General features: G+C 44.9%; 14 protein-coding genes. 13 read left to right on the top strand and 1 reads right to left on the bottom strand.

Going from position 1 to position 12,454, the window contains the following annotated elements; translation table 11 throughout:
• The first annotated feature begins 98 nt into the window (after positions 1-98).
• The 8 genes from AC0YNT_RS02465 to AC0YNT_RS02430 all read left to right on the top strand — a co-directional run bounded on the left by AC0YNT_RS02465 (position 99) and on the right by AC0YNT_RS02430 (position 5,367).
• Complete coding sequence (locus AC0YNT_RS02465) at positions 99-353, top strand: thioredoxin family protein (RefSeq protein ID WP_475803169.1); 255 nt, start codon at positions 99-101, stop codon at positions 351-353.
• Between the two features lie 25 nt (positions 354-378).
• A complete protein-coding gene (locus AC0YNT_RS02460) occupies positions 379-1,071 on the top strand; it encodes a cytochrome c biogenesis CcdA family protein (RefSeq protein ID WP_475803168.1) in 693 nt (230 codons plus the stop codon).
• A 54-nt stretch (positions 1,072-1,125) separates the two neighbouring features.
• Entirely contained in the window at positions 1,126-1,770 is a 645-nt protein-coding gene (locus tag AC0YNT_RS02455) for a peroxiredoxin-like family protein (RefSeq protein ID WP_475803167.1), read from the top strand.
• A gap of 142 nt (positions 1,771-1,912) precedes the next feature.
• Complete coding sequence (locus tag AC0YNT_RS02450; RefSeq protein ID WP_475803166.1) at positions 1,913-2,056, top strand: hypothetical protein; 144 nt, start codon at positions 1,913-1,915, stop codon at positions 2,054-2,056.
• A 495-nt stretch (positions 2,057-2,551) separates the two neighbouring features.
• Entirely contained in the window at positions 2,552-3,259 is a 708-nt protein-coding gene (locus AC0YNT_RS02445; protein WP_475803165.1) for a hypothetical protein, read from the top strand.
• A 3-nt stretch (positions 3,260-3,262) separates the two neighbouring features.
• The gene (locus AC0YNT_RS02440) at positions 3,263-3,646 is read left to right on the top strand and encodes a C40 family peptidase (RefSeq protein ID WP_475803164.1); all 384 of its coding nucleotides are present in this window, start codon (positions 3,263-3,265) and stop codon (positions 3,644-3,646) included.
• A 374-nt stretch (positions 3,647-4,020) separates the two neighbouring features.
• The gene (locus AC0YNT_RS02435; protein ID WP_475803163.1) at positions 4,021-4,746 is read left to right on the top strand and encodes an MBL fold metallo-hydrolase; all 726 of its coding nucleotides are present in this window, start codon (positions 4,021-4,023) and stop codon (positions 4,744-4,746) included.
• A 45-nt stretch (positions 4,747-4,791) separates the two neighbouring features.
• Positions 4,792-5,367, top strand: coding sequence for a TetR-like C-terminal domain-containing protein (locus AC0YNT_RS02430; RefSeq protein WP_475803162.1), 576 nt, complete (start codon positions 4,792-4,794; stop codon positions 5,365-5,367).
• On the opposite strand, the gene AC0YNT_RS02425 is transcribed toward AC0YNT_RS02430, so the two are convergent.
• A complete protein-coding gene (locus AC0YNT_RS02425; protein WP_475803161.1) occupies positions 5,364-6,233 on the bottom strand; it encodes a helix-turn-helix transcriptional regulator in 870 nt (289 codons plus the stop codon). The two genes, AC0YNT_RS02430 and AC0YNT_RS02425, sit on opposite strands and share 4 nt — an antisense overlap.
• Positions 6,234-6,396: 163 nt before the next feature.
• Here AC0YNT_RS02425 and AC0YNT_RS02420 point away from each other — a divergent pair, with 163 nt between their 5' ends.
• From AC0YNT_RS02420 to AC0YNT_RS02400, 5 genes are all read left to right on the top strand, one after another.
• Positions 6,397-7,677 carry a glucuronate isomerase gene (locus tag AC0YNT_RS02420; RefSeq protein ID WP_475803160.1) on the top strand — a complete coding sequence of 427 codons (1,281 nt, stop codon included), beginning with the start codon at positions 6,397-6,399 and terminating at the stop codon, positions 7,675-7,677.
• Positions 7,678-7,809: 132 nt separating this feature from the next.
• Positions 7,810-8,151 (top strand): hypothetical protein, encoded by a 342-nt coding sequence (locus AC0YNT_RS02415; RefSeq protein WP_475803159.1) that lies wholly within the window; start codon positions 7,810-7,812, stop codon positions 8,149-8,151.
• 125 nt (positions 8,152-8,276) lie between these two features.
• A complete protein-coding gene (locus tag AC0YNT_RS02410) occupies positions 8,277-9,509 on the top strand; it encodes an MFS transporter (protein WP_475803158.1) in 1,233 nt (410 codons plus the stop codon).
• 125 nt (positions 9,510-9,634) lie between these two features.
• Complete coding sequence (locus AC0YNT_RS02405) at positions 9,635-9,925, top strand: ArsR/SmtB family transcription factor (RefSeq protein WP_475803157.1); 291 nt, start codon at positions 9,635-9,637, stop codon at positions 9,923-9,925.
• 38 nt (positions 9,926-9,963) lie between these two features.
• Positions 9,964-12,441, top strand: a complete 2,478-nt coding sequence (locus AC0YNT_RS02400) for a CoA-disulfide reductase (protein WP_475803156.1) — start codon at positions 9,964-9,966, stop codon at positions 12,439-12,441.
• Positions 12,442-12,454 lie beyond the last annotated feature (13 nt).

Genomic DNA, 12,454 nt, shown 5'->3' with positions numbered 1-12,454 from the left:
ACTTAACAAGGATTTAACAGCTCGACCTTTATAATCAAAGCAAATCTTCTTTTGGCATGGAGGATGTTTAACGGAATTAAAAAGAAGGAGGAGTTCTTTTGTTAATTGAGGTGGTGTCAGCTGGACCAGGATGTTCAATCTGTCAAAAAGCTCTAAAACTAGTTAAGCAAGTAGCGGTGGAATTTCCGCAAATCGAGATTCAGGAATTACATGTGGTCGAGCAGTTTGAACGTCTCCAGGAACTGAACATTTTCGGCGCCGGAGCGATTCTCATCAATGGGGAAGCGGAATTTGCAACTTTGCCCTCACTGCCTAAGCTTCGTGAACGTGTGTGTGAATTACTTAATCGATAAATCCACTAGATAAAAGGAGAAACAAATGGAAGAATTATATCATTTTACGATCACGGGCGTTGTTTCCGCCTCTACTTACATCCTTGTGTTCGTCGTCGGAATCGTGAGCGCGGTATTGCCATGTTATATGCCTGTGCTTGCTATGTTTGCGAGTTATGTGCAGAAAGGAGCTGCCGGTGATAAAAGAAAAGCCATTCGGATCACGATCAACTTTATCTTGGGTATGGTTGTCACTTCAGTATTGATTGGTTTGATCTTTGCATTGCTCGGCCAGCAGTTCATGCCCTCTGTTGAGAAATATCGTTTGCTAACCTGGGTTCCGCCACTTTTTGACATATTGGCCGGGCTACAGTTGCTTGGCGTCATTTCATTCGCAATGCCTGCATTCCAAAAGCCGCTCAGCCGGCCAGAACTTCCGCAAAACAACATGGCCGCTTTCAAGCTAGGAATTCCTTATGGACTTGTCATTTCACCCTGTGCAATCCCAATCTTTTTTGCGCTGATCAGCTATATAGCACTTCAGGGAAATCCGATTCACGGAGCATTACTCATGACGACCTATTCGTTAGGGAAAGGCGTAATCCTCGTTGCCGTTGGCGTCTTTTCCATTTCCATTCTTAGCAAATTAGCCAAATGGGGCGGTACTGTAAGAAAAGTTGCCGGTTACCTCTCAATCGTAATCGGTATCGCATTTCTGTTTATTGGCATTATGAAATAATGGCCTTAGCGAGAAACAGGAGAATACATTTATATAGTTGGAGGAGAATCATTCATGTCATTAAATCAAGAGCTAGAAGAAATGAAACAACACTTTATCGCCCATTCGCCCGCAGAAGTCCAGGCCAAGATGTTCCGTTCGATCCGGGAGCAGATCGAGTCGGGAATGCAGTATGGTCTGCAGGAAGGGCAGAAGGCGAAAGATTTTACGCTGAAAAACTCGATGGGCATTCCCGTTCACTTGTACGACGAACTGGCCAAAGGACCTGTCGTTCTCACCTTCTACCGCGGCGGCTGGTGCCCTTACTGCAACTCGCAGCTCCGGGCGTATCAGACAGTGCTGCCGGAGATTGAAGCGCTAGGTGCTAGGCTCATCGCGGTGAGCCCACAAAGCCCAGACAATACGCTTTCCCATCAAGAGAAGGAAGAACTACAGTTCCAGGTACTGAGCGATACGAACGGTCTGGTAGCAGCGTTTTACAATATTTTGTACGACGTACCGCCGTACATTCAGGAGATGAAGACGAACCTATTCAAGCTGAATCTGGCCGAATACAACGCGACCGAGCGGTGGATACTCCCCATTCCTTCCACCTTCATGATCGACGAGTCCGGCATTATCCGTTCCGCGTACGTCAACCCGGATTTTATGAAGCGCTTGGAGCCGGAGGATATTCTGGATGAGTTAAGGAAGTTGTGAGCTGCCATCCGCACGACTCAAGTCCAAGACCCATGCGTTGACGACGCATGGGTGGGCTTGTTTAAATCAAACTTTTGTTTACCGAGACTACGTTAATGGATTCCAATTTCATCTGGAGATAGAAGAGGAAAATGTCAGGTTAATGGTGAAAAATTGTAGACATGTAGATAAGCTGCTGAACAAGCATGATGAAATGGAGCAAGCACTTCATCGATTGGATCAATTCTTAGATGAGCGGGCACTGAAAGCAAACCAAGCTGAGACTGTTGAGAAGCACTCTCTTTAATAATAGAAAGTGGCATCCATCTTAGATGCAGTTTTCTTGCAATTCTGGGAGAAGATATTTGATTGGTTATGAATAAAGTTAACAATGAGATTAATTCCTCGTATCCTCAATTCGATCGCTGACACCTCAGAGCATATATACATTCTGCTATTCCTCCTCCTCCTAGAGAAGAGTACAACGACATAATAATCCCGATTTAGAACCTCGATATATCAAGGCTCTTTTTCATTTGTACAGATTTTCTTGTCGTTTTATTTTGGATGTGAAAATCCCATTTTAATGGACTGGCCACAAAAAATACAATGGGAGGGTTCAGACCCCTTTTTTATATTAAGCTCAGGCAGTTTGGCGTGAATTTTCCCATTATATAAATTCTCAATAAAGGTCTTCAGATCAATGGCCAACATAACCAATTAAACAAGAAGCTATCATTCTGTGTCTCCAAATCTTCTTCTCTACATAGAATAGTAGAAATAGAAATGGATGGTGAGACTAATGCGTAAAAAAATACACCGATTTGGTGTGTCATTAAAAAAGCCTATTCGAATATCAGCAACGTATAAAACCATTACTGTAAATGTACCTGATGCACCTGTGTTAGAACCTTTACCTTCAAAAATGAGTTTCTCGATTGATACTCGCTTTACCACAGTACAAGTCAATCGCATAAAAACCATCATTGGTCTAGTTCTTCTTGAATGGCAAGAACATCAAGAAGCCGTAAATGCAGGGCAACGCTCTGCTTATCAAAATTGCGTAAACAAGTATGCGAAGTTTAATTTAGCACCAGTGTGGTTCGAAGAAAAAATTACTAATGGGGCAGTTGCAGCTGCTATACAAATGGATGGTTTCACTACACAGATTACAGCGAATGGTTTTAATCGCGCTGCTAAAGCTTTTATCATGTATGCTATTCCACCAGCAGGCACAACTTCGACGATTAAAGGCGTGAATGCTTCTGATCCGGAGAAGAACTCTTTGTCTATAACAGTCAATCCTAAAGCAATCTCAAACACAGGTGTAACTAATCAAGTTTTAGCCGGTTCACTTCATCATGCATGGCTGCATAGGGAAGGTTACCGACATCCAACAGGAAAATTCACCAATTATATGGCTGGCGAAGCGAGTATGTGTATTTGTCGTAGTAACAAAAATAAAAGTCCTGGAGTACCAGATAGTACTTTCACAAAATGGTTTGATTAATAAATGATCCTTCCAATAAAGATTGTGAACTACGCTAAACGGTACGTTGGTATGCAGTTAAAACGGAATCCGTCTCCTATGGACATTGACTGCTCTTTGTTTACTCAAATGGCTTTCGCTAGATATGGCATACGATTACCTCGTACTTCAGGAGATCAAGCGAAGCAGGGGATAAAGGTCAACATTAATGATCTTCGCCCTGGGGATTTGGTGTTCTATCATATACCTGATCGAAACCCCAAGAAAGGCCAGGTCGGGCATGTTGCCATCTATGCGGGCAATCAAAAGATAGTTCATTGTCTTCCGACTTCTAATTTTTTTCTAACTGATATGAATAAGCCTTATTGGAGGAGTAAATACCTATTCGCAAGAAGAATTCTTATATAACCACAGTAGGGGAGATTATTTCTCATTAAAGACATGAAGGCAGCCGACCATGACGATCAACTGTCGTTAATCAAAACTTCTGAATAACTGCAAGTGAATTGAGGTAAAACGATACAAAAGCCCAAGGAAGTTGCTACTTCCTTGGGCTTTTGTCATTCTCAATTTAAGAACCGTAATATCTTTAATTTCATGTCGTGGAAAAACATAGTTTAAGGCTTAGTAGGGATTTTCATGTCGCTAAAGAGGTAATTTTCTTGTCGTTGTACTAGAAGAAATTTTTTTCTATAAAGGCAAATTCCCTCTTGCCAAAACTAATGGTATTAGTTATTATAAAACTAACGATATTAGTTTATAAGCGAAGGTGGTTATTTTAAATGAAAATAACTCGTCATGAATTTGTTTATCAATTAACGTATTTGCCAAACGTATTTCCTGTAAATTGTTATTTGGTCGAAGAAGAGAAGAGCTTAACGTTAATCGATGCAGCAATGCCAAACAATGCGGCTGCTATTCTGAAAGCAGCCCATGAGATTGGCAAACCCATTACCCGTATCGTGTTGACTCATGCTCATGGTGATCATATTGGTGCACTGGATGCGCTGGAGAAGCAACTGCCTGATGCAACTGTTTATATTTCCGCTAGGGATTCCCGCCTGCTGAGCGGCGATCGCTCGCTTGACGCGAATGAACCAAACACGGCGATTAGAGGCGGCGTGCCAAAGCCGGGCAAGATATTGACGCTGCCAGATGTGCTGCTGCAGGATGGAGATCGTGTTGGCTCGCTGCTCGCAGTATCAACGCCAGGACATACGCCAGGCTCCATGTCCTTTCTTGATTCGCGAAACCAGGCTTTAATAGTGGGAGATGCTTTCCAAACACGAGGGGGAGTTGCGGTTAGCGGGCAGGTACGTCCATGGTTTCCGTTCCCGGCAATGGCTACCTGGAACAAGAAAGAATCACTTAATAGTGCGATGAAGCTGCTTAAGCTGAAGCCGACCTTGCTTGCTGTTGGTCATGGGAAAATGCTTCTTAATCCGGAAGCAGCCATGGAACAAGCGGTTCAGGAGGCTGCAAGAAAGCTTGAATCGGTATTGGTATAAAGGAAATTAGACTAAAGCAGGAATGAAGATAAGGGAGAATAATATATGTCACCACGATTAGGATTGGATTTACCAACCATTATACAGAAGGCTGCCGAGCTGGCGGATGAGCACGGGCTGGAGTCCGTAACACTTGCCTCATTAGCGCAAAAACTCGGTATCCGCTCCCCCTCTTTGTACAATCATGTAGATGGACTAAGCGGACTGAAGGAAAAGCTTGCTCTATACGGCTTGAAAAATCTGCATAATAAGCTGCTTCGGGCAGCAGCCGGCAGGTCCGGTGACGATGCTGTCTTTGCCATTGGAAGGGCCTATATACAGTTTGCAAGGGAGCATCCAGGTTTATATGAAGCTACACTTCCTGCCCAGCATTCCGAAGATGCGGAGCTTCTGAAAGTAAGCGAAGAGCTGATTCAGCTTATTATACAAGTGATGCATCATGCATATGAGATGAAGCAGGAAGATACGATTCATCTTGTAAGAGGATTTCGCAGCCTCATGCATGGTTTCGCCTCTCTTGAACGAAGCGGTGGATTTGGCCTGCCGGTTAATCTGGATGAGAGTATCCAGGTTGTGCTGCAAGCTTATTTATCAGGTATTCGGGAACAATTCCGTTCTTAACGGAAAATAGCTGAATCTTTATAGGACCGGGCAATTCCCTTACGATATTCGTCGGGCGATTGCCCGGTATATTTTTTGAACGTTTGGCTGAAATGCGAAACATATTTGAAGCCCACCTCGAATGCCATCTCCGTAATTGATCGGTTCGGATTCATCGTGAACAACATTTTCGCCTGATTTATACGACGTTGGTATAGATAATGAAATAAGGTAATGCCTGTTGTTTCTTTGAAAATTTTGACGATATAATGCTTGTTCAAATGCATGTAGCCAGCCAAATCATCGAGTTGAATATCATTCTGATAATGCTCCTCGATATAGGCGATTAACTTCTGGACATTTTGATGCTTCACACTAGTTGGCGGAGTGGCTTGTCCGTAGCTAGGCATGTTAGATAGTTCATAGATGAGCAGAAGCAGCTCTTGAAAACATAGGATCAGCCGGTCATGTGACAATGGATCTTCACTTTGACGAAGTTCACATAGCCGTTCAAGCAGCGGCTCGATTCGCGAACGTTCCTCCGGATGCAGCGAGATCAGGCGGTTAGTCTGACGCTCGAACGGGAGCAGCAGCGGAATGAGGAACGGCGGCTGGAATAATCCAGAAGCGAAAGCAGGGTCGAAATGAACGACCGTTCGGCAATACTCATAACGATTATCTATAGATGGATAATGAAGCGTCATGCCGTTCATCAGGATGAGATTACCTGGAGTAAGGTCATAGATGCTGTCACCGATTAACAACTTGCATTTTCCGCTGTGGAAATAATATATTTCATACTCCAGATGGGAATGAAAGTCGGTAGGAATTTGGGATGTATTATACATAGCCTCAATTGGAAGCGAGTGTTGTTCTAGAGTGCTCATGTGATCCTCCAAGATATGAATATGGTGCAGATTCATTATACAGCGCTCTTCTTAATACACCAACCACGTATAAATGAGATGCTAATCAACGATAACCGTATAGAAGCGGTACATTTCTTCCGGTGGTACGATGAAGGTAGGACAAGCTGAGGAGGAATATCGCATGATTAAGGAACAACAGACGATTGATTCCGTCACTACGGTAAAAGAAATCGTTGAGCAGCTCGCGATGACAATGCCGGTAACGGATATGCATACGCATTTATTTTCCGCTGACTTTGGTGATTTGCTGCTTTGGGGTATAGATGAGCTTCTTATTTATCATTATTTAATATCGGAGTCGTTCCGCTGGTCGAGCGATGAAGAGACATATGAGGCATTCTGGGCAATGACGAAGCGTGAACAGGCCGATTGGATCTGGAATAAGCTCTTTATCGAGCATTCACCAGTCAGTGAAGCAGCTAATGGCTTCATTACGATTCTTCACCGTCTGGGACTTGATGTTTCTTCGCGCAATTTGAATGAATATCGTGAGGAGCTAGCTAATCGTACGACTGCCCAGCAGGTAGATGAAGTACTTCGTATTTCGAATGTGAAGCATGTCGTAATGACAAATGATCCATTTGATGCGGTAGAACGTGAAGTATGGCTGAACCGCGAAGGAAATACCGACTCCCGGTTCTCAGCGGCTTTGCGTGTAGACTCCTTGCTTAATGATTGGCCTAATGCCGTTGATCATCTGCGTTCGCTTGGCTATGAGGCTTCAGTAGAATGGACGGAACGGACGAAGGAAGAAGTACGGCGTTTCCTCTCGGAGTGGATTGTACGAATGGATGCTTTATATTTGGCTGTATCGATGCCTGGTGATTTCGTATATCCAGCGGAAGATCACCGCACCCGAATGATTGACGAAGCAATGGTACCGGTCTGCCAAAAGCATGGTATTCCATTTGCCCTTATGATTGGTGTTCGCCGTCGTGTGAATCCCGAGCTTCGCTTGGCGGGAGATATGAGCATGGATTCAGATGTCTCGGCAGTTGAAGCTTTGTGCAGAACATATCCTTCGCAGAAGTTCCTGATCACTATGCTTGCTCGCAGTAACCAGCATGAGCTGACTGTGCTTGCACGGAAATTCCGCAATCTGATGGTGTTTGGCTGCTGGTGGTTCCTCCATATTGAATCAATGGTGGAGGAAATGACGAAGTTCCGTTTGGAGCTGCTTGGTACCTCCGTTATTCCTCAGCATTCGGACTGCAGGGTGTTTGAACAGCTGATTTACAAGTGGGAGCATTCGCGCCGTATCATCGGCCAAGTGCTGGCTTCGAAGTATGAGCGGCTGTATAACAGTGGATGGAAAGTCACGGAGGAAGAGATCAAGCGAGATCTGGATGATTTGTTCAACCGGAATTTCTGGCGCTTCCTCGGTAAGGAACAACCGGAATAAGCTAATGGAGAAGCAGACAAATGTCTGCTTTTTTTTGTGCCTGTACGCCGTCATTCTTTAGAAAATATTGCGAATCTCTGTCTTTCTGCGCCATATACTGGAGTAGTGCAACAGAAATGGAGGCGATTGCTCGTGTCCAACAAACGATTGCCGCGCAGCTCTCTTCTCTCTATTGGCGGCATGTTATTTCCAATTGTCGTACATGGCATTCATTTGCTTATTCCGCTTCTTCTGACAGGTGGTGTCAGTGCATTGGAATGGTCCAATATGCATCATAGCGGCGGCGGGATGAACGGTATGATGAATGATCCCTTCATGGACGGTATCATGATGGGAATCATGATTATTTCCATTGGTTTTACGGTGGTCTACCTGATTCGGATTTGGAAACTTAGGGATTGCAGTCTTGCGGCAGCATGGGGCTATACAGGTACATCTATCGCCTGTTTTGGTTTATTGCTAATGGTGATGTAATAGGTAGCAGCCTTCGGTCCGATAAGGACCGTTTTTTTATTGTTGCGCTTTGCAATAATCTCTGATCTAATGGGTATGTCTTATAAATATAGAAACGGTCAGTGGAGCGAAAGGATTGCAACGAGATGGAAACGAAGGGCAGTGTGTATAAGCTCGGCATGCAAATGATGCCGCGTGTCTGGTTTAATGCAAGAATTGATTTTAGCGCGACCTTATTATTTAGTATTTTTAACGTAGTATTGAATCAATTTTTTATGCCGTTTGCTATTCAAGAAGGAGCCAGCAACCTTCAGGTTGGGCTGTTATCCGCTGCACCTGCAGTGGGATTACTGTTCTCGCCGATCTGGGCGGCCTGGATCGAGAAGACTGGAAATCCTAAGCCTTTCGTTATTATTCCGAATGTAATCGGCAGGATGTTGATCATCTTTCCAGCCTTGTTTGCATTTCCTTCCGTGTATGTGGCTACTGCACTGGTCTTCCAAATATTAATGGGAATCCAAGCCCCGGCTTACGCCTCGCTTGTGGCCCGGATGTATCCAGCTGATGTCAGAGGCCGTCTTATGGGATATGTCCGAGTAGCAAGTGGTGCATTAATGATTCCTCTTGCTTATATTGTTGGCATTTGGGCTGACGGAGCAGGACCAGCTGGTCCACTTATTACAGCCGCGATCTTTGGTACAGCTTCTGTTATTTTATTTAACTCGCTTCGGCTTCCAAAGCAGCTCATGCCTGTACCATCTAGGACAGCAGCTAAATTCTCGCTGAGAGACCAGTGGGTACTCGTATCAGGGAATCGTAAGCTCGCCGTATTCCTCGCAGCTACGACATTTGCTGGCTTTGGTAATATGCTGTCTAATCCGCTTTACCAGATTATTCAGGTGCAGGTGCTGGAGCTGAGCAACTTACAAATAGGCTATGCCCGTATTTCTTATTTTGCCGGCTTGCTGCTTACTTATTTAATTGCAGGGCGGTTAATTGATCGAATAGATATTAAGCATGTCTTAGTATGCGGGATTAGTGCTTATGCGATCGTTCCCATGTTATATGGTGTATGGGGAACTTATACCGCAGTTATTGTGGGCAATGGCATTCAAGGCGTAGGGGAAGCCATTTGGGATATTGGTATTCTTGCTTTCGTATCCAAGCTTGCTCCAGGAAGAGAAGCAACTGTATTTGGCGTTCATCTGATGTTGTTTGGGGTACGTGGAACGTTAGGGCCGCTGCTAGGAGCAGGTCTATCGGACAGTGTATCGTTATCAATGCTGCTTGTGAACGCTTCGATATGCGGTTGGATCGGGACGGCGTTGTTCTTGTTCGGAAATAGAAAAGCATTAAAACAAGAGCAAGCGCCAAGCTGACGCTTATCGTGGGAAGGACCTGGATACAGGTCCTTTTTTTCTTTTTTATAATTCGGCTTGTTTTTATCATCGTTATATCGTAATATTACGATATTATGATTTATTGATGAGATTGAGGTGGGGAAATGGATAACAACTTTAAAGCGTATGATGATGCCGCTGAGATGCTGAAGGCATTAGCGCATCCAGTACGGCTATGTATTGTAAAAGGGCTGCTCCAGAAGGGCCGCTGTAATGTTTCGTTCATGCAGGATTGTCTTGATCTGCCGCAGTCGACGGTATCGCAGCATCTGCAGAAGCTGAGAAGCGCCGGCATTGTTGCAGCAGAGCGAAGCGGGCTGGAAATTCATTATACAATCGCTTCTCCAAAGGTCGCGAGATTAATTCAAGCGATGTTCAGCGACGGAGAGGCTTAATTTTATAAAATTACACCATACATCAGGAGGCATACAACATGAGAAAAAAAGTGATTATTGTCGGGGGAGTTGCTGGGGGAGCTTCCGCAGCAGCAAGGCTTCGCAGACTTGATGAAGCGGCGCATATTGTTATGTTTGAACGTAATGACTATATTTCGTTTGCGAACTGCGGTCTGCCATATTATATCGGCGGTTCGATCAAGGAGCGCAGCAAGCTGCTTGTTCAAACGCCAGAAGCCATGTTCAAACGTTTCAATATCGATATTCGGACACAAAGTGAAGTTGTAGCCATTAACCCGGCTTCAAACACGGTGACTGTACGTAACCTCGCAAGTGGTGAGCAATATGAAGAAAGCTATGATCAAATGATCTTGTCACCTGGAGCAAAGCCAATTCGTCCGAATGTACCAGGTGCGGACCATACTTCTATTGTGTCGCTTCGCAACCTGGCAGATACGGATCGGATTAAGGGAAAAGTTACTCAGTCGGACACCAAATCTGCTGTCGTGATTGGCGGCGGCTTTATCGGCATCGAGATGGCGGAAAATCTGAAGGAGCTTGGACTTGAGGTTACGCTAGTTCAATCCGGTGATCAGATTCTGTCTCCATTTGATGGAGAGATGGCAGGCATGATGGCGAAGGAATTAGAAGATAACGGCGTCCAGCTCTTGTTCAAGGAGCAAGTGTTGTCGTTCAGTCCGTTAGAGCATAATCGTGTGGAAGTTCATCTGTCTTCCGGAAGGGTAGTGCAGACAGAGCTTGTTATTTCGGCTATTGGTGTAACACCGGATACGGCGTTCCTGCAAGGCAGCGGCCTTTCCTTTGGTGACCGTGGTCATATTGTTGTTAACAACCGGATGGAAACCAATCTGCCGAATATCTATGCAGTTGGCGATGCGGTGGAAGTAACGGATTTCGTAAACGGAAAACAAACAGCGATTCCGCTTGCAGGACCTGCGAATAAGCAGGGCCGGATAGCGGCAGACAATGTTGCGGGTTTGCCAACTACCTTCAAAGGTACACAAGGCACTTCAATTATTAAAGTGTTTGGCCTTACAGGAGCAGCGACAGGCAATAATGAGAAAACGCTGCGGGCGCAAGGTATTCCGTATCAGATGACTTACGTGCATCCGAATTCACATGCAGGTTATTACCCAGGTGCAGTGCCGATGTCGCTGAAGCTGTTGTTTAATGAAGAAGGGCGGATTTTAGGTGCTCAAGCAGTAGGGCGTGATGGTGTAGACAAACGGATCGATACGATTGCGACCGTTATGCGATTAAAAGGAACAGTTACAGACTTAACGGAGCTTGAGCTTGCTTATGCACCTCCATTCTCCTCAGCCAAGGATCCGGTTAATATGGCAGGATATACGGCTGAAAATATTTTATCCGGGCTGACGGATGTGTTCGTTACGGAGCAATTAACATCGAGGGACGAGCAAAACTCCATTCTAGTTGATGTTAGGTCTAAGATGGAGCATGATAACGGACATATTCCGGGTTCGATTCTTATTCCTGTAGACGAACTTCGCGGCAGACTGGATGAACTGGACCGAAACAAAGAGATTTGGGTATATTGTCAGGTTGGACTGCGGGGTTATACGGCTTCACGTATTTTACGTCAGAGCGGTTTTAAAGTAAGAAACCTCACCGGTGGTTATAAAACATACCTTCTGACTCAATATACGCCAAAGAAAAATGAACAGCCTCCCGTACACGCAGCGGCCGTGGAGACAGTTACTGAAGGGTTGAAAGAAACAGCTGCAGGTATACTGCAAGCAGATGCGACTTTGGATGCCTGCGGATTATGCTGCCCAGGACCCCTTATTCAAGTTAAACAGCAAATCGATGGGCTTAAGGCAGATGATGTGCTGAAAGTAACAGCGACGGATCCGGGCTTTTATGAAGATATCCAAGCTTGGGCAGGAATGACCCATAATCGAGTGGAGAAACTGACCAAGCATCAGGACGGCACGATTGAAGCATTTGTTCGGAAAGGTGATTCAGAGATTGCTTCTGAGGCCAATCAAGCCGTGGTTCAAGGACCAGACAACAGCACAATGATTGTGTTCAGCGGAGATCTAGACAAAGCAATTGCATCGTTTATTATTGCGAATGGTGCTGCATCCAGCGGTAAAAAAGTAACGATGTTCTTTACGTTCTGGGGACTTAACGTTATCCGCAGACCGGAGAAGATTCCAGTATCGAAAAACCTGATTGGCCGTATGTTTGGCATGATGATGCCACGAGGCAGCCGGAAGCTAAGCTTATCTAAGATGAATATGATGGGCATGGGTGCTAAGATGATTCGCGGAGTGATGAGCAGTAATAATGTCTCATCTCTTGAAGAGCTTATTGAGACGGCTATCTCGCAAGGTGTTGAAGTTGTTGCCTGCCAGATGTCGATGGATCTGATGGGTATTCAGAAGGAAGAATTGATTGATGGCGTCAAAATTGCAGGTGTAGGCTATTACCTCGGCAAGGCGGATCAATCCGGTATTAACCTGTTTATTTAAAGGACAACCGTTC

This window comes from Paenibacillus sp. J22R56 (genome assembly GCF_056269375.1).
The sequence above is the reverse complement of the archived record's forward strand: the minus strand, read 5'-3'. Positions and strand labels throughout refer to the sequence as shown.